Source organism: Actinocrispum sp. NPDC049592, from assembly GCF_040675465.1.
GTDB lineage: Bacteria > Actinomycetota > Actinomycetes > Mycobacteriales > Pseudonocardiaceae > Kibdelosporangium.
The window spans coordinates 202,988-226,158 of sequence record NZ_JBFAPA010000023.1; the positions used below are offsets into that span (position 1 = coordinate 202,988).

Sequence of the window (23,171 nt, forward strand, 5' to 3'; positions counted from 1 at the left end):
GGCCGGGCGTGTCCGTTAGAGCGTCGGCTTGCCCGGCTGGTAGAGCCAGGTCTGGAAGAACGAGTCCAGGTTGCGGTTGGTGGTCCGTTCGACGAACTTGATGAAGTCCTGCGTCGAGACGTTGCCGTAGCGGTGGGTCGACGGCCACTGCTTGAGGATCTTGAAGAAGTCGCGGTCGCCGATCTTCAGGCGCAGCGCCTGCAACGTCATGGCGCCGCGGTTGTAGACCAGGTCGTCGAAGATGTGGTCACGCCCCGGGTCGGCGACCTTGCCGTCCCAGTTGTCCTCGTCGGCGTAGGTCTGCTCGAAGGTCTTCTGCACCGGGGTGCCCTGGAACTTCTCCTGGTACAGCCACTCCGAGTAGGTGGCGAAGCCCTCGTTGAGCCAGATGTCCGACCAGCGCTGCGGGGTGAGGCTGTCGCCGAACCACTGGTGGCCCAGCTCGTGGGCGAGCAGGTCGCCGGAGACGTTGCTGGTGCGCTGGTCGTAGACCGGCCGGCTCTGCGTCTCCAGGGCGTAGTGCACGCCGACATCGGCGAGGATGCCACCGGTCGAGTCGAACGGGTACGGCCCGTACATCGACGACTCCCACTGCACGATCTGCGCGGTGGTCTGGTTGAACACCGCGCCCTGACCGGGTTTGGTGTCGATCGACTTGCCGATCGCGGTGATGTTCGGCAGGCCGTCACTCGTCTTGCCGTGCGTGACGTTGAGGTCACCGATCGCGATCATCGCCAGCTCGCTGGCCATCGGCCGGTTCATCAACCAGCGGAAGGTCGACTTGCCGTCGCGGGTGGTGGTGGGACCGGGCTCGCCGTTGGCCAGCACCGTGAGCCCGCTCGGCACGGTGATGGTCTGCGAGTAGGTCGCCTTGTCTGTGGGAGTGTCGTTCACCGGGTAGTACGTCGCCGCGCCGATCGGCTGGTTGAGCGCCACCGCGCCGTCCTTGGTCGCGACCCAGCCGGACAGCCCCAGCGCCGGGTCGTCGATCTTCTGCGGGACGCCCGCGTAGCTCACCGAGACCAGGAACGGCAGACCCTTCCGCAGGCCGCGCGGCGGCGTGATCACCAGCTCCTGCGCGCCGCTGCGGGTGAACGTGGCGTCCTGCCCGTTGACCGTGAGCCTGCTGATCGTCAGCGGGCCCTGGAAGTCCAGGTCGAAGCGGGAAAGATCCTGCGTGGCCTGGGCGAGGATCGTCGTGGTCGCGTCGATCGCCTGGGTCTTGGGGTCGAACGAGAGCCGGATGTCGTAGTGGTCGACCTGGTAGCCACCGTTGCCCATATCCGGGAAGTACGGGTCCCCAGCCCCCGCTGACCCCGGGGAGAAGCCCGGGTTGCGACCCGGATCCGCATACGCACTCGTGCCCACCACACCCACGGTCAACGCGCAGCACGCCACTAAGACGCCGGCCCGCCGCCTGAGCCCCGCATTCCGGAAAGCAGCCATGCCGTCAGACCCTAGGTCGACTTCTCGCCGACGGCCAGCACCAATCGGAGTGGAACCGAAACCATCGGTCAGTCCGTCCTGATGGGGTAGGAGATTCTGGGGGTGACTGGATGTCGATGGGCGATGTGGTGCGCCGTGCCGGTTTTGTCGTCTGGCGGCCACTGGTTGTGGTGGGCGCGTTTCTGGCGACGATCCCGGCGTGGCCGGTTTTCGAGCCGTCCGAACTGGCTTTGCCGGTGGCGATTGTCCTGGCGGTGCCGTTGAGCTGGGTGCTGCTCGCCGGTGGGTCCGTCCGGGGGCCGCGGGTGGGCGCTGTCCTGATTGTGTGCACGGTTGGCTGGTCTTTGGTGACGCGTCTGTGGGCGAGTTGGGCGACACCTTCCACTGTGGACGACGTGCTGCGGGCCTGTCTGGCTGTTGGGTGCGTGATTGTGCTCTGGGTTGAGCGACGTACGCTGCTGCACCGCTCGCGGTTCGGGTTGGCGCTTTTGACCGTTTCGTGCGCTGCGGTGGTGATGTTGCCAGTTGTGGGCAACGCTCCGGTCCCTGACCGGGATTCTTTGCTGCCGTTGCCCGCTGGTGTGGTTGCTGTGGCTGAAGATGCGGGATGTGACCGGCCAGGTTCGTGTCAACGCCGCTTCGAGGTGGTCGCTGACCACGGCGCGGATCCGGCTTCGGTGGTGTCCCGGATGATCCGGCACCTGGAGGATCGCGGCTGGGATATCGGCGTCGAATACCAGGACAAAGCGTGCCGGCCGTTGGGATACGTGGCCAACCCGTACCGCAGCTGCGCGTCGGTCCTGTACCTACCCGGCCGCGGCACGGTCGAAGTGCTGTTCGAGATCTACAACCCACGTGAGCCGCAGGTCCTCTACGCGCCTACCGTCTAGGTATCAGCTGATTCCCGTTCACCGGAACGGCAGCGGGATCTTCCGGCCGGTGACCGGCATCAGGCAGCGCACCTCGCTGCACGCGGCATAGCTGACAACCACCTCGGCCCGACTCGACCCGGTCTGCTCGACGGGCAACGTGAAAGTCACCGGACCGTCCGGATACACCGGCAGCTCGACATCGAGGTTGGCCAGCCGCAGCATCCGCACCGGCGACTCGGTGACCGGCGGCCCATCCGCCCGCAGGTCCCCCGACACATCCAGCGCGGTCGGGATCCCCAGCCCATGCACTCCATCCGCCGGAAGATCCTTGCTGTACAGGTGAAACCCCGCCTCCACCGGAACGAACGAAGCCACGATCTCGCGGCCGCCATCCGGCCCAGGGTGAAGCGTCACCGTGACGGCCACCCCGTTCTCCTCAAGCCGCCCGCCCGCATCCCGCACCTGCTGCCCACACCCCGCGAGCAGCAACAGGAGCGCGGGCACGAGCACCCGCTTCATGCGGCCCAACGAGTGAGGAACGCCTGAACCTCAGTGGCCTGCATGTCCCGCGCGTTGGCGAAGGCGCCGTCGTTGGTGGCCACTCGAATGGTGCCGTCGGGGCTCAGCACGACCACCGCGGGTATACCGCTCTTGTCGAGCTTGACGTACTTCTTCGCGAGAGCGAGGTTCCGGTCGAACCGCCCCACATCCACCGACACCACGTGGTACTTCTTCAGGACCGGTGCGACCTGGTCGGCCTGGAAAAGCTTCTGCAGGACAACACAGTCGGGGCACCAGTCCGCCCCGAAATCGAGCAGCACCGGCAGCTTGTCGGCAGCCGCCTGGCCCAGCGCCGTCCGTACATCCGCCGCGGCGTCGCGCGACGGGTCATACGACTTGTCCGGCAAAGGCTTCTCGGTCACCGATGTTCTGGCCGATGTCGACGTGACCGTCGTCGTCGTTGTCGTCGGAATGCCTCCGCTGGGCGCGGAGGTGTCTGGTACCGAACATCCTCCGGTGAGCGCCAGACACAACGCGGCCGCGGTCAGGCGTCGTCCGTTCATGGTTTACCCCCCAGGGACTCCACTGGAGGACGAGCATAGCGCCGCTTGAAGACGGTGGTGCGTGCCGGTCCGTATCGGGATACGGGGGACCGGCATGCACCTAAGTGGACAGATCAGGCGAGCAGGGAGCTCAACCGGTTGCCGGTGGCCGCGGTTGTCAGCTTGGTGAAGGTCTCCATCAGGTCGCGGGATGACGGGACCGCCGAGGCGATGCCGGCGGCCGCCTGACCGAGTTTGTCAGTGATGTCTTTGTCCAGCAACGGATCGTGCTCGTCCTCGGCCAAGGCGACCAGCCGTTTCAACGCTGTGGTCGCCAGGACGCGGGCGCGGGGGTTGGCGCCCAGTGCTTAGACCGGGGTCTGTGACGAGATCGAGTAGGCGACGCGGAACATCCAGTTGTCGAGGATGTCCGGGTTGGCCAGCTCACGGGCGTGCACCCCGGCGAGGATCAGTACGCCGGGCCCGGTTGGCGGTGGTGCCGCCGCGCAGCCGCAACGCCAGGATCCTGGTTCCCTTCACCGACCGCTCGGGCAGTTCGATGGTGGACGCGACCCCCGGCAGCGAGATGCCGTAGTCGTGGACTCGTTGGTAGAGCTGGTACGACTGCTGGTAGCCGACTGGTACGGCCGCGACCCCGGCGGCCAGTTTCGGAGCTTCGCCGTCCGGCGCGACCTCCAGCGGCGACGGTCACCGTCACGACGTGGCGGGTCCCGGTTTCGTTGTCAGGCATGGTGATTCCCCTCTGTAGCCTCCGTCCCGACGGTAGACACGGCAGCCCGGCAGGAACGGAGCGAAACGGACCTGCTTTCAGGCAGTCACCCGGGTGGCCATCCGGGCCGAATTCGCCCGTCCGGTTGTTCTCGGGTCGGCGAAATTCTTCAGGCTCGCTTGAGAAAATCTGATCGTCGGGGCCCCGCCGAGCCAGGGGGCACGGCTGACTGCAAGAAGGTCGCCGCCACCATCGGCGACGTCGTCTACACCGACTGGGTCAAGAAATTCATCATCCGGCCCAGTATTGCCCAAAGCGCTGGAAATGCTGGTCAAAAATGGCAGGATCCCCGCGTTGCCGCCCACGCCTGAGGTCGGGAAAGCCGCGATCGCGGGTGCGATGAAGAAATGGTACGAGGTCTTCTTCGGTTACCGGATCATCCAGGCGTACATCGCGACCGGGGCGATCACCCGGTGGCAGGCGGGCGGGTTCTGAACCCGCCAGTGCTCGCGGATGAGAGTGTCAGGGCGACTTGACCCGCTCCAGCCACCCGGCGGCGTCCTCAGTGGACAAAACACGGGTGAGGGTGATCGTGGGGCGCATCAAGGGGTACACCCGGCCGGTGTTCCAGCCGCGTTCGTAGGGCGGCGGGTCGAGCACGACCACGCGGCGGTCGTTGAGCAGGGGGATGTCGGCGGGGCGGCCTTCGTTCCAGATCCACTCGCCGAACGCGTCGACCAGGTTGAACTGGCCCTTGATCCCGTTGGCGGGCTGCAGGTCGCCGGTGGTCGCCGCCGCGACCCAGCTCCGCTCTGGCGGTGTGCCGGGGAGGTGAGCGCCGATGAGCGTGTCGGCCAGCAGGGTGTGGAGCTGGAAGTTGTCGCCGATGCCGCCGATGGTGATCTCATAGCCGGTGCCGGAGTCGCGGTGCAGCACGACAAGGGGCTCGTCGTCCAGCACCTGCAGCAGTCCGTACGCCCACTCGACGTCCTCGATGTGCTCCCGGGCTGCGGCCACCGCAGCGGTGATCCTTTGCCTGTGCGGCAACGACTTCCGCACGTTCGCGCGCTGCAGAAGCACGAGCAGGGCGGGAATCCAGCTGTCGACGGTGTACCAGGCTTCGGCGATCTGCGGGCCGACCTTCTCGAGCACCTCCGCAACCTGCTCGGGGCCGGGAGGATCGCCCTCCCACAGCTGCGGCAGCTTGGCCGCCGTCTCCAGCCCGTCGGCGATCCGCAGCACCACCGTTTCCACCACCGCGGCCGGATCGGCGCCCTGCTCAACGAGCGCCCCCGCCAGCCGCGCCAACGGCCCGCCGACCCCCAGCCGGCACCGGCGCCAACACACCAACCCCGGCGGTCATCTCAGCGGCATCCGCGCGGCCCACCCGCCGGGCGATCGCGTTGTGCGCCGCCCCAACGCCTCACTGTCGCGTTCCTCACTGGCCTTCACCGCGTCGGCGCACAGCTCGGCCAATGTCTTGTTGTTCCCCAGCATTTCGGCAGGATATCGGGCAGCGGATCACCGCCACGGCGGGACCGATCCGCCAGCTCGTGAGCGGGGGTGGTGCGGGCGGGAATCGTGACTACCATCACAGTCATGGACTACGAAGACGTCGTCGTGACGTTTACGACGGACAGCAAACAGCTTGCCTGCTCCATGGCGGCCGAGGTCGCGGACACCGAGTTCTCCTGCTGCGCGCACATCGAGGGTCCGATCCGGCGCGTGCACCGCTGGCACGGCCGCAAGCACTCGAGTGAGCAGTGGCGGGTCGAGATCGAAGCCACCACCGAGTGCGCCGACGCCCTGGTCGAACACATGAAGGACCACCACGGACACGAGATGCACGATCTTGTCGTGACCGGGAACGTGCGGCACCTGGCAGGCCAGCCGGCCGACTGAACGTCGCGGCGACGCACAGGCCCGGGACCTCCGGGCCGGCTACCCGCTGCCGTGAGCCAGGTCGGCGGCGGGGGTGGGGCGGCCGAGGTGGTAGCCCTGGGCCTGGTCGCAGCCGAGGTCCCGCAGGATGTCGAGCTGGTGCGGCTGTTCGACGCCCTCGGCGATCACCGTGAGGTCGACGGCGTGGGCCATGGCGATGATGCTGGTGACGATGGCCTCCGCGTCCTTGGAGCGCCCCAGTCCGGCGGTGAACGACTGGTCGATCTTGAGGATGTCCAGCGGCAGGGTCAGCAGCTGGGCGAGTGACGAGTAGCCGGTGCCGAAGTCGTCGATGGCCAGGCCGGCGCCGAGATCGCGCAACGCGGCGAGGGTGCTGGTGGCGACGGCAGGCGCCCGCATGAGCGCGCTTTCGGTGATCTCCAGGCACAGCGCGCCGGGCGGGATCCCCGCGGTCTCGATCGCCGCGCGGATGGCGGGCACGAGGTGCGGGTCGTCGAGCTGACGCGCGGACAGGTTCACCGTGAGGTGCAGATCGGGGAACCGGCCGGCCCGCAGGTCGCGGATCTCCGCGGTGGCGGTGCGCAGCATGTGCGCGCCGACGATGTTGATCAGGTCGCTGTCCTCGGCGATGGGGATGAACTCGCCGGGCGAGATCACGCCATAGCGCGGATGTGTCCAGCGCAGCAGGCCTTCGACGGCCGTGGTACGGCCGGTGCGGAGATCCACGATGGGCTGGTAGGCCAGCCACAGCTCGGCGTTCCCAGGCGCCTGGCGCAGGTCCTGCTCCAGCTGCAGGCGGCGCTGGGTGTGCTCGCGCAGGTCGACATCGAAGAACGCGTAACGGCCGCGCCCCTGCGTTTTCGCTTGGTACATCGCGAGATCCGCGTCGCGCAGCAGCTCGCCGCCGTCGCGCTCGTCGTGCGGCTCGGCGATCACGATGCCGACGCTCGCGTCGATGTGCAGGTTGCGGCTGTCCACGGCGATCGGCGCGTTCAGTGCGCCGCGGATGTGTTCCGCCATCGCCACCGCGTCGCCGGGATCGGTGATCCCGTAGGCGATGACGGCGAACTCGTCACCGCCGAGCCGGCCGACCACGTCCCCGGGCCGCACGCTGCGGCTCAGCCGCTCGCCGATGACCCGCAGCACCTGGTCGCCGGTGCTGTGCCCGAGCGAGTCGTTGATGACCTTGAACTTGTCCAGGTCGATGAACAGCACGGCGGTCGAACCGGGACGGTGGCCGCGGGTGGCCGGGTCGAGCCGGTCGATGGCCACGGTCCGGTTGAACAGGCCGGTCAGCGCGTCGTGCGTGGCCTCATACGCCAGCCGCTCGTCGATCATCCGCTGCTGGGTGATGTCGGTGAACGAGATGACCACGGGCCACGGCGCGGTGCCTTCCACGCTGAGGGCTTGGCAGCTGAGCGAGAGCCAGATGGTGCGTCCGTCGGTGTGGACGAGGCAGACGACACATCCGTTCTGTGCTCGTCCGCTCTGCCGCGTGCGGAGCCACGGATAGTCCGATGGCCGGATCGGCCTGCCGGTCTCGTCGCGCAGTTCGGCCACGCGGGGCGCCCGGCCGACGACGTTTTCGGTGCGGATGCGCAGGATGCGCTCGGCCGCGGGGTTGACCGACTGGACCTCGCCGGTCGAGCCGACGACGATCACGCCTTCCTCGAGAGCCGCGACCACCGTGGTGAAGTGCTGCTCGGCGCGCCTGCGCGCGGTTTCGTCCGCGCAGATCAGCACGTACCCGTCGGCCATCGGCGCGACCGACACGCGCACGGCCAGCGCGTTGCCGTCGGACCGGTAGTGCACGGCCTGGTCCACGCCACCGGCCTCGAGAATGGCGGCGGGATCCAGGGCCGCGCCGACGACACCGCTGATGGGATGCCCGATCGCGTCGGCCGCGAGGTGGCCGTACACCGCCTCCGCGGACGGGTTCCAGCTGGTGACCACGCCGTCCGCGGTGGTCGCGATGAGGGCGTCGCTGACATGGGCCACCAGCGCGGCCTGGTAGTTCAGCGCGGCCGCCGCGGCCTTCTGGGCGGTCACGTCCCGCATGATCACCTGGAACGCCGGCCGGCCGTGCCAGGTGGTGTGCACCGAGACCGACTCGATGTCGGTCGTGCCGCCGTCGGACCGGAGCAGAACGGCCTCGGCCGGATCGGTCGTCGCGCCCGGCGCGGTCAGCCGCGAGATCCGGGCCAGCATCTGCGGAACCGAAGCGGGGTGCACGAACTCGGTGATCGAACGCCCGATGAGCTCGGCCTCCGAGCCGGCGCGCACGAACCGGACCGCCGCCGGGTTCGCGTACACCAGCCTGCCGTCCTGGTGCACGACGATCGCCTCCGGGCTCAGCTCGACCAGCAGCCGGTACCGGTCGGCCAGATCGGCCAGCTCCTGCTGCTGGGTGTGCCGGCCGGTCACGTCGGTCGCGATGCCGACCAGGCTGTGGCTGTCCGGGCGGCTGGAGACACAGGCGCGGAACCGGATCCAGCGGGTGCTCCCGTCCGGGGCCGCGCACTGCTGCTCCAGTTCGAACCCCTGCCACACAGGAGCCCGCTCGGCGGCGACGGTCAGCGGTGCGACCAGCTCCGCCAGCCGGGCGGTGACCAGCTGCTCGGGTTCGCCGGTCATGCCGAGCATCTCGGCCAGCCCGGGCATCCAGATGACGTCCCGGGTGGCGAAGTCGAACCACCACACGACAGCGGCGCCCGCCGACAACGCCAGCTCGACGATCAACTCGTGGTCGCCCTTGGCGTCGCTTAGCAGTTCGTTCACGTGCTGGCCCATAGACCCGATGTCTCGTCCCATCCGCCGCGGGGTGACCATTGTGGAGTCTTACTACATCGCTGGGGCAGAGCCCACCGTTGCAGACCGGTGTGCCGGTGACGTTATATCCGCTGCCCGGGCCCGGAACATAACGGGGGCGGTGCGGTGACCTTGCGCGGATACAATAGGTGTTGCAGGCGTACGGGTTCATCCAGCTCACAACGCTGTCTTCGGCGGATCGACGATCGCGATTCCGGGGTAACTGGTGGTGTCAGCCCTCGAGATGAGAGGGAGCGGAAGATGGTCGGACACGGCTTGGGAATCTGCGGAATCGGCGCCGTCAGCGGGTACGGGTGGGGCCGCGAACCGCTGTGGGACGGGCTGGTGAGCGGGAAACCCGCGGCCACGACGGCTTCCGGTCTGGCGAAAGAGCCTGGTGAGACCGTGTGGGCGGCGCGGGTGCCACCCGGCGGCGCCCAGCAGGACGGCCCGAGCCGGTTCGCCCGCGCGATGCACGCCGCCGCGCGGGAGGCCATCCAGGACGCCGGTGACCGTGGGTGGCGGCCGGGTCGCCGGGTCGGTTTGTTGCACGCGGTCGTTCTCGGTGAGGTCGACCTGTGGCGTGATTTCTACATGACCCGCGGTAGCCGGTTGTCGGTCCACGAATACTTAGCGTTGATGCCGTCGACGCCGATGTCCACGCTCATGCAGGAGTACGGGTTCCACGGCCCGGCGATGAACGTTTCCGCGATGTGCGCCTCCGGCAATGCCGGTCTGATCACCGCCAAGGGCTGGCTGGACGCGGGAATCGTGGACGACGTGGTCTTCGTCGCCACGGACCTGTCGCTCACCCTCGAGAACGTGCTGCATTTCGTCGAGCTCGGCGTCGCGGTCACCGACACCGACCCGCTGGACGCGTGCCGACCGTTCCAGCAGGGCAGCAGGGGGTTCGTCATGGGCGAGGCGTCGGTGGCGTTCGTGCTGTCCACGCGAGCCGCCCGGCCCTACCTGCACATGCTCGGCGGCGCCATGTCGCACGACGCCTACCACGTGACCTCGATCGACCCGCAGCTCGCGCACATCACGGACTGCTTCCACGACGCCCTGGCCAACGCGAATGTGCCCGCCTCCGCCGTGCGCTACCTCAACGCCCACGGACCGGGGACCCAGCAGTGCGACCATGCCGAGGCCGCTGTGCTGGACCACTTGTTCCCGGGCGACACCAACGTTTACTCGGTCAAACCGCTGACCGCGCACTGCCAGGGTGCGGCCTCCGCGATCGAGATCGCGGTCACCGCGCTGGCCTACGACCGTGGCGTGATCCCAGCGCCGCCCGCTGTCGCGCCTGCGCATCCACGCCTGCTCAGCGGACTCACGCCCATCGACGACGGCATCACCGTCAAGTCCTCATTGGGCATGGGCGGCCACAACTCGGTTGTCGTGCTCGCGCCACCGGCGTGACGCTAGAGGTCGCGCGACCAGTTCTGGCCGGTCAGGTCGTGGCCGAAGCTGTGGTGGTCCTCCTGGTCGACCAGCTCGAACCCGTGCCGCTGGTAGATTTTCCTCGCCGCGGCCAGGACATCGTTGGTCCACAACGTGATGCGGCGATACCCGGCGTCGCGCGCGAAGTCCAGGCAGGTGGACACCAGCCGGTCGCCGACGCCCCGGCCGCGGGCCTTTGGGTGCACCAGCAGGATCCGCAGCTGGGCCAGGTCCTCACCCGCGGCGACCAGGAACACGCAGCCGACGCGGTCACCGCCGACCTCCGCGATCCACGCCGCCTCCCGGGTCTCGTCATGGTCCGTGGCGTAGTCGGCGACGATCTTGGCCACCAGGGCCTCGAACGACGTGTCCCAGCCGAACTCCTCCTCGTAGATCTCCCCGTGCGCCTGCACCACCCAGCCCAGATCGCCCGGCTGCCCCAGGCGGCGGACGACCAGCGGCGCGTCGTTGGCCAGGGGTTCGCTCAGTGCGATGGACATGGCCTGCTCCTTTACTGAAACGACTGTTTCAGTAGACTGCACCCATGCACCAGCCGTCCGCAACCCCATCCGCCCGTGAGGTCGAACTCCTAGAGGCCGCCTACGAGTACGCGCTCACCCACGGACTGGCCGAACTGTCACTGCGGCCGCTGGCGAAAGCGATCGGGTCGAGCCCACGGGTGCTGCTGTACCTGTTCGGCAGCAAGGACGGCCTGGTGCGGGCCTTGCTCGCGCGTGCCCGTACCAGCGAACTGACGCTGCTGGCCGGTTTCCAGGCCGACCAAGGGTTGCCGCAAGTCGCATTGCGACTGTGGGAGTGGCTGTCGGCCCCCGAACACCGTGCGCTGCTGACCCTGTGGCTGGAGGGTTACGCCCGTTCCTTGGTGGAACCGGATGGTGCGTGGGCGGGCTTCGCGCGAGCCACGGTCGAGGACTGGCTCGGCGTGCTCACCGCCGCCCAACCGCCGGATGTCCGGGACACCGACAACGGTCGGGCGCAGTGCACGGAGATCTTGGCGCTGCTGCGGGGCGCATTGATCGACCTGCTCGCCACCGGGGACGTTGCCCGTACCAGCACCGCCGTGCAACGCAGGCTGGCTTAGGCACATGCGCGCTTGAACGTCCACAGTGGCCGGTTGTTCCCTAGGACCTGGTGGGCCTGACCCGCCCCACCAGGCTGAGGAGTGCGTAGTGTTGCCCGCATGTCCACCTCTCTCACGTGGCGACCGCTGACTACCGGGGATGCGCAGGGCTCGGCGGACCTCCTCAACGCCATCGAGACCGTCGACAAGATCGGCGAGAACTACACGGCGGAGGACACCCATCAGGAGTTGATCGATCCCTACACGGACCTGGAACGGGCGAGCCTGGCGGCTTTCGACGGCGATGTGATGGTGGGGTACATGAAGGTTCGCCACAAGCCGTCCGCGGCAGAGGTACATCGGGTCTTTGTGGACGGTGGGGTGCATCCTGGGTACCGCGGCAGGGGTATTGGTGCCGCGCTTGTGGAGGCGGGGGTGGCCGCGGCGAAGGTCGTGCACGCACTGCATCACCCGTCGCGGAAGCTCGTGGTCGACGTGCACAAGGCCGAGCACATCGCCGGGGTGGCGGGACTCCTGCGCTCGCAAGGGTTTGCGCCGGTCCGCTACTTCCAGCGCATGGAGCACACCCTCGGCGACGCGCTGGGTGAAGTGGTGATCCCCGACGGGCTGCGGGTCGAGCAGTGGTCGGAGCGCAACGACGAGGACTTCCGGTTGATCCGCAACGAGGCGTACCAGGACTACTGGGGCGCGGCGCAGATGCCCGCGGACTCCTGGCGGAACAAGATCACCAACCAGACGTTCCGCCCCACGGTCAGCTTCCTGCTGCGCGACAAGGCGAACGGGACCCCAGCGGGCATGCTGGTGACCATGCACTGGGACGCCGACACAGCAGCGACAGGCATCCGCGACGCGCACTTCATGTTGATCGGAACCCGGCCGGGTTACCGCAACCGAGGTGTCGCAACAGCATTGATCTGCCACGCCCTGCGCACCGCCGCCGGCCAGGGCTACGATCGCGCCAGCCTCAACGTCGACTCCGCGAACCCCTCGGGAGGGTTCGGGCTCTTCGAGAAGGCCGGCTTCATGCCGCGGATGCGGTACGTGCGTTGGGCCCTCGAGGTCTGAGGCGGCGGTGGTCACCTACCGTCCGAAATGGGCTTCCCCACGCTTGCCGCCGCCTCCCCTCCGGCCGGGAAGCAGAACGTCCATTGTGGATGGCCAGCCCGGCCGCCACCTACGCGCACCGTCACACGTACGTCCTGCTGTTGGGACGGAGGTTGCGAGCCAGTGGGCGGTGTTTCGGATGTCCTGATCGCGATAGCCGGGCCACCGTCGAAAGCCCAAAGACAACCAATATCGCGCCGTTTCGGCGGCGACGCCGGGAACCGCACGGCGTTGCCCGAGTTCGGTCTCCGGTCGACGCGGCCTCTCATCGTCCGGGACAGCTGAGACACGACCCACGCCGTGGTGGGTTAGTTGAGGCCTAGTTCGGGGGTGGCGGCGGAGTGGAGGGTGTTGAGTTTGGTGATGAGGCCGGGGTGGGTGTTGATGTGGTGGCGGGGGTGGGGGAGTTGGCCATGAACTCGTTGATCTGGGGCATGGCGTGGCGGTAGGCGCGGGTGAGGTCGGTTGTGGCTTGGGTGTGGGTGGGGTGTCGACCCCGGGCTCTCTGCCGAACAGGTCGGTGTGGGGCCACCAGGCGAGCCGAGAGGCTCGCCTGGTGGGTGCTATGGAGACTGTGCTCGCGGTTGTCGGTGGAGTCGAATAGGTTAGCCGAGGCGTTTGATCTCCCCTCGGGCTCGGTAGAAGCCGCCGCCGGCCGAATCGTGGACCTCGGCCACCACGTACCGGGCGCCGGGTACGCGGATGTCCTTGGGGAACTGCACTGCGCGTGTGCGGTCGTACCCGTCGGACACCACGTGCACGCGAAGCCGGCCGGCTTCCTGGACACACTCGACGATGACGCCGGTGCCGGGCGCGGAGACGGTCTCGACGAAGGCGGTGGCCTCGACGCGGCGCCAACCGTCCGCCTTGATGTCGCGAGGCTGGGGGACGGCGCCTTGTTCGGCGTTGTGGATGGCGGCGGGGCTCGCGTCGATGCACGCGAGCGAACCGTCGGTGGTGACCAGGTAGAGACGCTCGTCGCGGTACTGCATCGAGAACGCGGAACCGCAGCCGGTGGCAAGCTTCCACAGCCGGGTGCCGTTGGCCGCGAAACAGTAGACGGACGACTGGTTGTCACCGGCGAACACGTACTCGCCGTCCGGTGAGGTGGCGCACGAGAACACCGCGGCGTCGCAGCGGTAGCGCGCCACCTCGGCGCCGGTGGACTTGGCCAGCCGGTGCACCCAGCCCTTGGTCGTGCCCGCGAACACCTCGGTGGCCTCCTGCCACCCGAACAGCACACCCCCGACGGTGTCGGTGTGCCACAACGGATCCCCGCTGCGCGACGCGTAGTGCGTGATGCCGCGCGAGTGCCCGTGGAACACGCCTTCCGCGGCGCAGCGCACCATCCACGCGCCATCGCCGCTGCTCCGGCGCGACCACTTGAACTCGTCCTCGTGGTCGACGGTCGTGATCCCACCCTCGCGATCGGACACACCGAGCACCCCGTCGTGGATGTCCAGCCAGTAGATGTCCACGTCGCTGGCGATCTCGTACGCCACCCGGGGAATCTTGCCGCCCAGGTCGTACACGCGGCCGTCGTCACAACCGGCGTAGATCCAGTAGTCGTCGGCCACGATGCACTTCACCCCGTCCGGTAAGCCGAACCGGCCGGTGACGGTGCCGTCGTGGGTGAGGGTGAAGACATCGCCGTTCTCGTTGCCCACCCACGCCTCGGCCGCGCCGATGAAGATGCCGAACGCCGGTGCGCCCGAGGTGAACCGCCACAACACCGGCGCCTGCAACGCGGTGGAGCGGGTGCTGGTGATCTGGCGCCGCGTGATGGGCCGCCGCTGACGCGCGCCCTTCACGGCGGGCGCGTAGCCCTTGCGGGCCTTCTCACCAATCTTCTTCTCCGCCTCCCGCTCCGCCTTGGCGGCGTCGGGATACGTCGTGGTGCGGATCGCGCCGGTCTCGCCGATCCGTCCGTAGGTGATGGTGACGGTCGTCCCCTGCACGCACACCTCGTAGAACTTGTGCGCGCTCGCCTCGGACAGCTCCAAGTAAGTAGTGGCAGCAGCCACGTCGTCCCCCTCAACCTTCGAGACCTGACATCAACTGGCGGAGACGTTACCGAGGGGGTCTGACAATTTCGGTTCGCCCAGCTCAGGCCCGGAAAACGGGCAGGTCAGCCCGAGGCGAGCGCGGCCAGGACGAGGGCGGCGAGGTCCTGACGGCACACCAGGAGGTCCGGCAGGTAGGGGTTGGGCTGGTTGTACGCCAACGGGGTCCCGTCGAGGCGGCTGGTGTGCAGCCCATAGCGGCGGGCCACCGCGACCGGCGCGGCGGAGTCCCACTCGTACTGCCCGCCGCCGTGCACATACACGTCGGCCTCGCCGCGTACGACCGCCGAGGCCTTCGCCCCGGCCGACCCCATCGGCAGCAGCACGGCGTCCAGTGCCTCGGCGAGGCGGCTGACGAACTCGGGTGCGCGGGTCCGGCTGACCACGATCCGGGGCTTGCCATCGAGTGGCCGTCCAGGGGGTGGAATGTCCGATGTGGACAATACGATCCCGTTGGCGGGCAGGGCGACCGCGCCGGCGGTCAACTCACCGCGTTCCCACAACGCGACGTGCACCGCCCAGTCCGTGCGGCCAAGCTCGGTGTACTCCCGGGTGCCGTCGAGCGGGTCCACGATCCAGACCCGGTCGGCGGTGAGCCGGACCGGGTCGTCCGTGGACTCCTCGGACAGCACGGCGTCACCGGGGCGCCACTCGGTGAGCGCCTCGGCGAGAACACGCTGCGCCGCGGCGTCACCGGCATCCCCGAGCTCACGGCCGGCCAGGCCACTACCGGCGCGCATCCTTAGCAGGCACCCGGCCGCTAGGCGCGCACAGTGCGCGGCGACGTGGTGGTCATTCATGACCGACATCGTGACATGCCCCGCATGCGCACCACCCACCCCTCCAGTCACATCGGCTCGTGTTCAGGGGTTGCACACTGGACCTCGCTCGCCCCGACTCCCGAGAGGTGATCTGTGTACGAGGTGCAGGAGCTGCTTCGTGAGTATGACCATGCTCGCGCCTATACCGACGAGCTGTGGCGGGACCTCACGCCGGACGAGGTGACCTGGCGGCCGCACGAGAACTCCAGCGCGATCGGCTGGCACCTCGGCCACCAGGCGCATGTCGCCCACTTCATGATCCGCAACCTCACCGCGGCCGAGCCCAGTCCCGACCCGGAACTGGACGGGTTGATGGACTCCGCGCAGCCTGAGCGGTTCCGGGGCGCGCTGCCCACCATCAAGCGGCTCAGCCAGTTCCGCGCCACGGTCGCCGAACGGGTGCACGCGCGGATGAACGACATCGCCGCGGGGCGGGTGGGTGCTCCGGCTCAGCTCAATGTTGTCGCGACGCATCTGTTGGTTGCGTTGATCAACCATGAGTATCAGCACGACCAGTGGATCGGGGAGGTCCGCGCCGACAACCTGGGCCATGCCCTGCCTCCCGACCCGGACTCCGACCGTGTGTCGCGTTTGGACGGTTACCTGGTTCTCAACCCGCTGGCTTGAAGCACCCGGCGAGCCTAGACCTGGGGCTGTTGCATGCCTTCGAGCATCATGCGGGCGCCGGTGGACATCCAGCGCTGGCGCATCTCGACCGGGACCGGCGCCGTCGACGAGCGGCGCATGACGTCGAACATGACCGCGACCATGGCCTGGCTGGCGATGTCCACGTCGATGTCGGGCCGCAGGTACTCCTTGTCCATGCCGCTGCGCACGAACCGGGCCGCGTACCCGAGGAACCCGTCGTGGGCCTGGGTGAGCGTGGCCGGGTCGGTCGCCTGGCGGAACAGGAACCGGATGAGGTGTGGGTGCTGGTCCTGCAGCATGAACAGGCGCAGGTAGATGCGTTCGATCTGGGCCCGGTGCTCGGCGATGGTCGTGCTGGCCGACGGGTCCTCCTGCAGCAGGGTGTCGGCGATCTGCCGGGTGGCCCACTCGACGGCCTGGTCGACGATGTCCTTCTTACCTGCGAAGTACCGGTAGAACGTGCCGTGCCCGATGCCCAGGTCCGTGGCGATGTCGGCGATGCCGGCCTCGTGGTAGCCCTTCTCGGCGAACACGCGGGTCGCACCGTCGAGGATCTGCTCCCGGCGGCGGTCGACCCGGCTCTGCTTCCCTGGTTCGGCAACGGTCACGGCGCCCATGATACGGAGAGCGATGAAGGTGCTCACGCGCTGGAATACCCGCTCATAGATTGCGGATTCCGGCCAGGACCCGCCGCAGGATCTCCAGGTCGGGCGCGTCGGGCTGCCAGGTCGAGCGGACCTGGACGAAGTCCCGTTCGGCGAGGTCGCTGATCAGCACCTTCGCCACGCCCAGCGGCAGGTTCGCCGCAGCGGCCACCTCCGCGACCGCCGTCGGGTACGCGCACGCCCACAGCACGTCCGCGTACTCCGGGCTCACCAGTGGCGCGTGCAGGTCCGGGGCGACCGCCACCACCAAGGTGATCAGGTCCAGGTCGTACGGCCCGGAATGGGTGCGGCCGCCGGTCACCGCGTACAACGGCACCAGTGGACCGGCATCGTCGTCGTACCACGTTTCCCCCTCGGACTTCATCGCGGCACGACCGTCCGGTCCACCTCGCCGGTCATGTCTTCGGCCACCTCCACCCGTACCGCTCGCGGCGGGCGTCCATCGAGTCCGTTCTGTGCCCCGGGTTCGTCTCGGTGCGCGGGGCGGGTGTCCGGTGCCTGGCCGTCTGCGGTTCTTCCGGCGCCTTGATCAGGCCTCGTGGCACCGGAGTGTCCATTGTGGAGTTCGGATCGGCGACCAGCTCGACCGGGATCAGCACGATCGCGTCGATGCCGCCGTACACCGACTCGCGCAGGGTGATCCGGATCCCGCGGCGGGCGGCCAGCCGGGCCACCACGAACAGCCCGACCCGGGACTGCGTGGACGCCGCCATCACGTCGAAGTCCGGCGCGTCGTGCAGCATGGCGTTCAACGCCTCCCGCCGCTCGTCGGTCAGGCCATGGCCCTGGTCCTCGATCTCCAGCACGACCCCGCGGCCGACCGTCTGGCCGCGAACCTCCACTTTGGCGTCCGGCGGCGAGAACTCCGTGCTGTTGTCGACCAGCTCGGCGAGCAGGTGCACGAGGTCGGCCACGGCCGCGCCGGCGATCCTCACGTCCGGGATGCCGGTGGTCACCACCCGGGTGAACTCCTCGGTCTCGGCGATCGCGCCACGGACGATATCCCGCAGGGACACGGGATTGCGCCATTGCCGGCCCGGTTGCCCGTCCGCCAGGATGATCAGGTTCTCGGCGTTGCGCCTGGCCCTGGTGGACAGGTGGTCGAGCTTGAACAGCAGCTGGAGCTGGTCGGGATCCTCGGCCGACCGCTCGGCCGAGCCCAGCACCTTCAGCTGCCGGTGCACGATCGTCTGGCTGCGCCGCGCGATGTTCAGGAACACCGAACGCACGCCCTGCCTGGTCTCCGCCTCCCGCACGGCGGTGGTGATCACCGCGCGGGAGGCGGTGTTGAACGCGTCGGCGACCTGACCGATCTCGTCACCGCCGTGGTCCAGCCAGGCGACCTGACGCTCCAGGTCGACCGGCTTGCCCTCGCGGATCTCCGCGACCACGTGCGGCAGCCCGTGCTGGGCCAGGTCCAGGGTCTGCCGGCGAAGGGTCCGCAACCGCCGCACCAGCTTGCGGGACAGGTGCAACGCGACCGCCATCGCGGCCACCGCGATCAGCAGGATCGCGCCGCCGCCGAGGATCGAGAGCATGAACGCCGTATGGGCGCTGTCCGCGGCAAGGTCCGCGGCGTACTGGGAATGCGTGCGGTACAACGACATCAGGCTCTGACCGACCTGGCGCGCGGCGGCTTCCCAGGTGGGAACGTCGAACGTCACCGCCTCCTTGACCGGTCCCCGGTTCATCAGCGAGTTGTCGTTGGCGACCAATGTGGACCATTCGGGCGTCTTGTTCAGCGCCGCATAGGAATCCCGCTCCTGCTGGGTCATCCGCGGCACGATCGACTTGACCTGCTCGTGGTACATGCCCAGCTGGTGCGCCAGCTCGTGGAACTGGGTGCCGTCCAATCCCTGCGCGACCGCGCGGACCGCCATCGCGTGCGAGCGGGACATCGCCTCGGCGGACTTGAACAGGTCGTAGCTGATCATCTGCTCGAAGCCGGCGTCCGCGTCGGCGGCCGACCGGGCGATGCCCTGGATGGTCGCACCGCACAGGTCGAGGATGTCGTTGTAGGCCTGGTAGGCCTTCCACGCGTCGATCACGTTGCCGTCGATCGATCTGCGCAGGTTCTGCAGGCCGTGCCGTTCCTCAGTGAGCGCGGTCAACGTGGCGCGCAGATCGTCGGAACCGTTGGCGGCCAGCGCTTCGCTGGTGCGGTCCAGATCCGGGACCGCGTCGTCCACCTGGCGGCGCTGGGCTTCCAGCCGGACCTGGCTGTCGCCCTGACCGGTGGCGCGCTCCATGGTGAGCCTGCGCTCCTCCTGGATGCCCGCCACGAACGCGGACATCGGCGGGAGCGCGCCCCACACGTCGTCGGCGAAGCCGTTGATCTTGGATCCCTGGTTCATCAGGTAGACCGCCACGCCCGCGCCGACCGCCAGCACGGCGACGCTCGGCACGAGGGCGATGAGCAGAACCCGGGTCCAGATGGTGGTGACCTTGCGCCGCGACTGCTGTGCGGGCATCGAGACCTTCCTGGGGTGGACGTCGGCGTGGTTCCCCGGAAACGGGGAAACCCAAAAGCGGTGGTGTGAGGCTAGGGATCCGATAGGGGATCGTCAACCATTTCGTCCCCGCTTTTCCAGGGGCCTCGCCCGGGGAATGTCCGCGCAATCCGTTAGGGGATTAGGGGACGCCCCCAACAATCCCCCCGTCGCTTGCAGGGCATGCACGCGGCGGCTACAGTCCCCGTGACTGAACCGCCATTCCGTTCTGGCGTCCACCAGCGTGCTGGCGATCCAGCAGCGCCAATGGCCCCCTGCCCGTGCCCTGCCACAGCGTGAGCGCCTGCCTGAATGACTGTTCGGTCCGCCGGGGTCGCATGGTCACCGGCGGACCGCGGGCCGCCGTCGCGGCCGGTATTCGGCGCGGGCGAATCAACTGTGCACGCTAATTGTCCCCGGAGAAACAAGATAACATGGACGTCGCTGGGCAGAAAACCGCAGCGGACAACAATTTCGCCCGTCGCAAGGTGCTCGCGCTGCTGGCCGGGGCGCCGACGCTGACCCTGGTCGCCAGGTTCGGCCTGGTCTCGGACGCCACGCCGGCCGGCGTCGCCCTGCCCGGGCTGCCCGACCTCACCGACTATGTGGACCTGGGCGATCTGCTGACCACGTTGGCGTTGCCGACCTCGGAGCGCCTGGCCCTGCAGGTCACCTCGGCGGGCCGGGTGGTGCTGGAGGTGCCCAGGGCCGAGGTCGGGCAGGGGATCAGCACCGCGATGGCGATGATCGTCGCCGACGAGCTGGACGCCCGTCTGTCCGATGTGGACACTCCGTTGTCGGACGCCCGGCCGGACCTGCTGTTCAACCAGACCACCGGTGGTTCCAACTCGGTCCGTTCGCTGTACGGGCCGGTGCGGGCGCTCGCCGCGCAGGCCCGTGCCCGGCTGGTCACCGCCGCCGCCCAGAAGTGGGGTGTCAAGGCGGACACCCTGACCACCAAGGACAGCAAGGTCTTCGCGCCGGACGGCCGCACCGCCGGCTATGGCTCACTGTCCGCCGCCGCGGCCAAAGTTGTCGCGCCCGCCGTGTCCGCCAAGCCGAAACCGGAGTCCGCGCAGAAGATCGTCGGCAAGCCGACGACCCGGCTGGACGCCAGGGACATCGTCACCGGCAAAGCCCAGTACGCACTGGACGTCAAGGTGCCGGGCGCCCTGCCCGCGGTGGTGGCGCGTCCGCCGACTATCGGCGGGACGATCGTCGACGTCGACGACACCGCGGCCCGCAAGATGCCCGGGGTGGTCGCCGTCGCCCGCATTCCCAGCGGTGTGGCAGTGGTGGCCGAGACGTTCGGGCAGGCCATGGCGGCGACGAGCGCGCTCCAGGTCACCTGGGGCAAGGGCGGCGTCGACGACCTGTCGGACGAGGACGTCAAACGCCAGCTGCGTGCCGCGACACCGCCGCTCACTCCACTGACCGGGCTGACCCCGCACATCGACGCCGAGTTCGACTTCGCCTTCGTGCCGCACGCGGCGATGGAGACCGACTCCGCCGTCGCCGACGTGCGCCCGGACCGCGCGGAGATCTGGTCCTCACTGAAGAACCCGATCATCGCGGGGAAGACCATCGCGGACATGCTGCGCCTGCCGCACGACAAGGTGACCGTGCACGTCACCCGCGGCGGCGGCTCGTTCGGGCGCCGGCTGTTCTTCGACGGCGCATTGGAAGCCGCGCAGATCTCCAAGGCGACCGGCAAACCGATTCGTCTCATGTGGACACGAGCGGACGACATCCGGCACGGCCGGCTGCGGGCGGCCACCCACCACAAGCTCCGCGTCGCGCACCTCGCCGGGGCGGTGGTCTCCTACGAACACCGGGTGGCCAGCGTGGAGACCGACTTCCGGGTCGGCGCGGGCGAGGCGTTGTCCGCCACGTTCGCCAACCTCGCGCCCGCGCTGTTCGGCCAGGCGGTGTTCGCGCTGACCGAGAAGGTCCCGTACAACTTCGGGCTGATCACCGAGCTGCTCACCGAGATCCCGCTGAAGATGCACACCGGCAGCTGGCGTTCGGTGTACTCGGCGACCGTGCGGACCGCCGAGGAGATCATGGTCGACGAGCTGGCGCACGCGTTCGGCAAGGACCCGGTGTCGTTGCGGCGGTCGATGCTCAAGTCTGCCCGCGCCCGCGCGGTGCTGGACACCGTTGCCAAACGCGGGAAGTGGGGCCGTGCGATGCCGTCCGGGTGCGCGCAAGGCGTTGGCCTGCACGAGGAGTACAAGTCCTGCGCGGCCTACCTGGTGGAGATCGACGCCCGCGACCCCAAGCAGCCCAGGGTGACCAAGGCGGTGATCGCGGCGGACGTCGGGCGGCCGATCAACCCCCGCGGCCTCCAGGCGCAGCTGCTCGGCGGGCTCACCGACGGGATCTCCACGATCCTGCAGGCAGGCGTGCACCTTGACAAGGGGCTGCCGCTGGAGGCCAGCTACGCGCAGTTCCACTACGCCAGGCAGCGGCACACACCGTCCACAGTGGACATCACTATCATGCCCGCGAACGGCGAGCCGGGCGGCGCCGGTGAGCTGGGCGTGCCGGCCGCGGCCGCGGCGGTGGCCAACGCCTACGCGCGCGCCACCGGAACCAAGACGCGCAGCTTCCCCATCAATTTCGACGTGGACTTCACCCCGTTGCCCCGCTAGGAGAAAACCCGCCATGCCACGTTACTCCTTCACGGTGAACGGAAAGGCCGTCACCGTCGAGGCGCCCGCGGACCTGCCGCTGCTGTGGGTGCTGCGCGACAAACTCGGGATCACCGGGCCCAAGTACGGCTGCGGGGTCGGCGTGTGCCGTGCCTGCACGTCGCACCTGGACGGCAAGGAGATCCAGCCCTGCACGGTGCGGATGGCCGACTGCTCGGGCAAGACCGTGACCACGATCGAAGGGCTCGCCGACGGCGACAAACTGCATCCGGTGCAGCAGGCGTGGCTGGATGAGGACGTCGCCCAGTGCGGGTACTGCCAGCCAGGGCAGATCATGGCCGCGGTCGCGCTGCTGAAGCGAACCCCCAACCCGACGGACGCGGACATCGACAAGATCGAGAACGTCTGCCGGTGCGGCTCGTACTTCCGCATCCGCGAGGCCATCAAGAAGGCGGCGGCCGCCCAGTGATCGTGGGCCGTCGCGGGACGGCCTGCGGCTCCCGGACCAACATGAGGTGATCGCGTGCTGGAACAGCGCGATCGGCGTGCTGGCGGTCCTGGCGCCCGAGGATGACCGCACCGACCTGCCCCGGATCACCGAGGTCCTCGGCGCGTGTTTCGCCGATGATCTGCTCGACTAGAACTCGATGTGGGCGCTCGAGGCCTGGCTCGTCCACGCGGACGACCGACCTGCGCGCGGGTCGGTTCGTGGCTGGCGGGGGCAGCGCGCAGGCGTGGGTCGCCGCTCTGGAGGCGCTGCAGGAGCACGGTGACTCCTCCGACGTGCCCGGGCTGCTCGCCGTTTTCGATGACATCGACATTGCCAAGGAACTCGCCGAGCGCCCCCAGGCCACTTTCGGGGCGGCGATGGACCAATGTTTGTCCGACGCGGACGAACTGGCCATCCGGCTGGCGAATACGCGGCTGGCCGAGGTGTTCACCGACGACCAGATGCCCATCGCGATCCGGGCGTTGGCGGTCCGGCCGTTTGTGGAGCCGCGCCGCGCATTGGGCGTACCCGGAATCGCTGAACGGCCTAGTCGACCACCAGGACCTGCGGTTATCAACTGCGGTGGCCTATGCGTTGGTCCGCCGGGCCGAAGCATTGGTGCGTCCGGTCGTGGCCCGATGGCCCGCGGACGCCCCCCTATCCCGCTGACAAGGTCCGGAAAGAGCCGGCCGGATTGGCGAAGCTCAGCAAACAGTGACTTTACCTGCGATGAGTATTCGGCCGGTGCCGACGACTGTCCACTATGGATGCTGGGAGCGGTGTGGATTTCCGGTCAGCGACACAGTTCTTGAGTACTCAACTATCGACTGCCTCAATGGGTTTCAGACTCGCCCGTTTGTACCGCGATACCGCAACGGCGCCGATGGGCTT

The 23,171-nt window shown here is 68.6% G+C and carries 24 protein-coding genes; 11 read left to right on the plus strand and 13 right to left on the minus strand.

Annotated elements, in window-relative coordinates; all coding sequences use genetic code 11:
* Window positions 1-15: 15 nt before the first annotated feature.
* The gene (locus AB0J95_RS43565; RefSeq protein ID WP_364771462.1) at window positions 16-1,446 is read right to left on the minus strand and encodes a M1 family metallopeptidase; all 1,431 of its coding nucleotides are present in this window, start codon (window positions 1,444-1,446) and stop codon (window positions 16-18) included.
* Window positions 1,447-1,556: 110 nt separating this feature from the next.
* Here AB0J95_RS43565 and AB0J95_RS43570 point away from each other — a divergent pair, with 110 nt between their 5' ends.
* Window positions 1,557-2,336 carry a hypothetical protein gene (locus AB0J95_RS43570; RefSeq protein ID WP_364771464.1) on the plus strand — a complete coding sequence of 260 codons (780 nt, stop codon included), beginning with the start codon at window positions 1,557-1,559 and terminating at the stop codon, window positions 2,334-2,336.
* 18 nt (window positions 2,337-2,354) lie between these two features.
* Here AB0J95_RS43570 and AB0J95_RS43575 read toward each other — a convergent pair whose 3' ends face one another.
* The 3 genes from AB0J95_RS43575 to AB0J95_RS43585 all read right to left on the minus strand — a co-directional run bounded on the left by AB0J95_RS43575 (window position 2,355) and on the right by AB0J95_RS43585 (window position 3,684).
* Window positions 2,355-2,837 (minus strand): hypothetical protein, encoded by a 483-nt coding sequence (locus AB0J95_RS43575; protein WP_364771466.1) that lies wholly within the window; start codon window positions 2,835-2,837, stop codon window positions 2,355-2,357.
* Window positions 2,834-3,382, minus strand: coding sequence for a thioredoxin family protein (locus AB0J95_RS43580; RefSeq protein ID WP_364771468.1), 549 nt, complete (start codon window positions 3,380-3,382; stop codon window positions 2,834-2,836). The genes AB0J95_RS43575 and AB0J95_RS43580 overlap by 4 nt, the downstream gene beginning before the upstream one ends.
* A gap of 113 nt (window positions 3,383-3,495) precedes the next feature.
* On the minus strand, window positions 3,496-3,684 hold the full coding sequence (locus AB0J95_RS43585; protein ID WP_364771470.1) for a hypothetical protein: 189 nt from the start codon (window positions 3,682-3,684) through the stop codon (window positions 3,496-3,498).
* A 731-nt stretch (window positions 3,685-4,415) separates the two neighbouring features.
* On the opposite strand from AB0J95_RS43585, the gene AB0J95_RS43590 reads away from it, so the two are divergent.
* Window positions 4,416-4,586 (plus strand): hypothetical protein, encoded by a 171-nt coding sequence (locus tag AB0J95_RS43590; protein WP_364771472.1) that lies wholly within the window; start codon window positions 4,416-4,418, stop codon window positions 4,584-4,586.
* A gap of 27 nt (window positions 4,587-4,613) precedes the next feature.
* Here AB0J95_RS43590 and AB0J95_RS43595 read toward each other — a convergent pair whose 3' ends face one another.
* The gene (locus AB0J95_RS43595) at window positions 4,614-5,399 is read right to left on the minus strand and encodes a hypothetical protein (RefSeq protein WP_364771474.1); all 786 of its coding nucleotides are present in this window, start codon (window positions 5,397-5,399) and stop codon (window positions 4,614-4,616) included.
* A gap of 51 nt (window positions 5,400-5,450) precedes the next feature.
* On the minus strand, window positions 5,451-5,588 hold the full coding sequence (locus tag AB0J95_RS43600) for a hypothetical protein (protein WP_364771476.1): 138 nt from the start codon (window positions 5,586-5,588) through the stop codon (window positions 5,451-5,453).
* Between the two features lie 102 nt (window positions 5,589-5,690).
* Between AB0J95_RS43600 and cutA the strand changes: the two genes are divergently transcribed.
* Window positions 5,691-5,993 carry a divalent cation tolerance protein CutA gene (gene cutA / locus AB0J95_RS43605; RefSeq protein ID WP_364771478.1) on the plus strand — a complete coding sequence of 101 codons (303 nt, stop codon included), beginning with the start codon at window positions 5,691-5,693 and terminating at the stop codon, window positions 5,991-5,993.
* Window positions 5,994-6,032: 39 nt separating this feature from the next.
* On the opposite strand, the gene AB0J95_RS43610 is transcribed toward cutA, so the two are convergent.
* The gene (locus AB0J95_RS43610) at window positions 6,033-8,771 is read right to left on the minus strand and encodes an EAL domain-containing protein (RefSeq protein ID WP_364771480.1); all 2,739 of its coding nucleotides are present in this window, start codon (window positions 8,769-8,771) and stop codon (window positions 6,033-6,035) included.
* 291 nt (window positions 8,772-9,062) lie between these two features.
* On the opposite strand from AB0J95_RS43610, the gene AB0J95_RS43615 reads away from it, so the two are divergent.
* Window positions 9,063-10,223: a beta-ketoacyl synthase N-terminal-like domain-containing protein gene (locus AB0J95_RS43615; protein WP_364771482.1), complete on the plus strand. Its 1,161-nt coding sequence runs from the start codon at window positions 9,063-9,065 to the stop codon at window positions 10,221-10,223.
* 2 nt (window positions 10,224-10,225) lie between these two features.
* Here AB0J95_RS43615 and AB0J95_RS43620 read toward each other — a convergent pair whose 3' ends face one another.
* Entirely contained in the window at window positions 10,226-10,744 is a 519-nt protein-coding gene (locus AB0J95_RS43620; protein ID WP_364771484.1) for a GNAT family N-acetyltransferase, read from the minus strand.
* Between the two features lie 44 nt (window positions 10,745-10,788).
* Between AB0J95_RS43620 and AB0J95_RS43625 the strand changes: the two genes are divergently transcribed.
* Both AB0J95_RS43625 and AB0J95_RS43630 read left to right on the plus strand, forming a co-directional pair.
* Window positions 10,789-11,346: a TetR/AcrR family transcriptional regulator gene (locus tag AB0J95_RS43625; RefSeq protein WP_364771486.1), complete on the plus strand. Its 558-nt coding sequence runs from the start codon at window positions 10,789-10,791 to the stop codon at window positions 11,344-11,346.
* A 99-nt stretch (window positions 11,347-11,445) separates the two neighbouring features.
* Window positions 11,446-12,411 (plus strand): GNAT family N-acetyltransferase, encoded by a 966-nt coding sequence (locus AB0J95_RS43630; protein ID WP_364771488.1) that lies wholly within the window; start codon window positions 11,446-11,448, stop codon window positions 12,409-12,411.
* Between the two features lie 644 nt (window positions 12,412-13,055).
* Here AB0J95_RS43630 and AB0J95_RS43635 read toward each other — a convergent pair.
* The gene (locus AB0J95_RS43635; protein ID WP_364771490.1) at window positions 13,056-14,474 is read right to left on the minus strand and encodes a WGR domain-containing protein; all 1,419 of its coding nucleotides are present in this window, start codon (window positions 14,472-14,474) and stop codon (window positions 13,056-13,058) included.
* A 104-nt stretch (window positions 14,475-14,578) separates the two neighbouring features.
* A complete protein-coding gene (locus AB0J95_RS43640; protein WP_364771492.1) occupies window positions 14,579-15,313 on the minus strand; it encodes a 3'(2'),5'-bisphosphate nucleotidase CysQ in 735 nt (244 codons plus the stop codon).
* Between the two features lie 114 nt (window positions 15,314-15,427).
* Here AB0J95_RS43640 and AB0J95_RS43645 point away from each other — a divergent pair, with 114 nt between their 5' ends.
* Entirely contained in the window at window positions 15,428-15,961 is a 534-nt protein-coding gene (locus tag AB0J95_RS43645) for a DinB family protein (protein ID WP_364771494.1), read from the plus strand.
* Between the two features lie 14 nt (window positions 15,962-15,975).
* Here AB0J95_RS43645 and AB0J95_RS43650 read toward each other — a convergent pair whose 3' ends face one another.
* From AB0J95_RS43650 to AB0J95_RS43660, 3 genes are read right to left on the minus strand one after another with little or no spacing between them, the layout of a single operon-like run.
* Entirely contained in the window at window positions 15,976-16,590 is a 615-nt protein-coding gene (locus AB0J95_RS43650; RefSeq protein ID WP_364771496.1) for a TetR/AcrR family transcriptional regulator, read from the minus strand.
* A gap of 52 nt (window positions 16,591-16,642) precedes the next feature.
* Entirely contained in the window at window positions 16,643-17,011 is a 369-nt protein-coding gene (locus tag AB0J95_RS43655; protein ID WP_364771497.1) for a DUF742 domain-containing protein, read from the minus strand.
* A 31-nt stretch (window positions 17,012-17,042) separates the two neighbouring features.
* The gene (locus AB0J95_RS43660) at window positions 17,043-19,118 is read right to left on the minus strand and encodes a nitrate- and nitrite sensing domain-containing protein (protein WP_364771499.1); all 2,076 of its coding nucleotides are present in this window, start codon (window positions 19,116-19,118) and stop codon (window positions 17,043-17,045) included.
* Between the two features lie 452 nt (window positions 19,119-19,570).
* Here AB0J95_RS43660 and AB0J95_RS43665 point away from each other — a divergent pair, with 452 nt between their 5' ends.
* The 4 genes from AB0J95_RS43665 to AB0J95_RS43680 all read left to right on the plus strand — a co-directional run bounded on the left by AB0J95_RS43665 (window position 19,571) and on the right by AB0J95_RS43680 (window position 23,092).
* On the plus strand, window positions 19,571-21,790 hold the full coding sequence (locus AB0J95_RS43665) for a molybdopterin cofactor-binding domain-containing protein (RefSeq protein WP_364771501.1): 2,220 nt from the start codon (window positions 19,571-19,573) through the stop codon (window positions 21,788-21,790).
* A 13-nt stretch (window positions 21,791-21,803) separates the two neighbouring features.
* Window positions 21,804-22,259 carry a (2Fe-2S)-binding protein gene (locus tag AB0J95_RS43670; RefSeq protein ID WP_364771503.1) on the plus strand — a complete coding sequence of 152 codons (456 nt, stop codon included), beginning with the start codon at window positions 21,804-21,806 and terminating at the stop codon, window positions 22,257-22,259.
* A 46-nt stretch (window positions 22,260-22,305) separates the two neighbouring features.
* Entirely contained in the window at window positions 22,306-22,431 is a 126-nt protein-coding gene (locus AB0J95_RS43675) for a hypothetical protein (RefSeq protein WP_364771505.1), read from the plus strand.
* Between the two features lie 67 nt (window positions 22,432-22,498).
* On the plus strand, window positions 22,499-23,092 hold the full coding sequence (locus tag AB0J95_RS43680) for a hypothetical protein (protein ID WP_364771507.1): 594 nt from the start codon (window positions 22,499-22,501) through the stop codon (window positions 23,090-23,092).
* Window positions 23,093-23,171 lie beyond the last annotated feature (79 nt).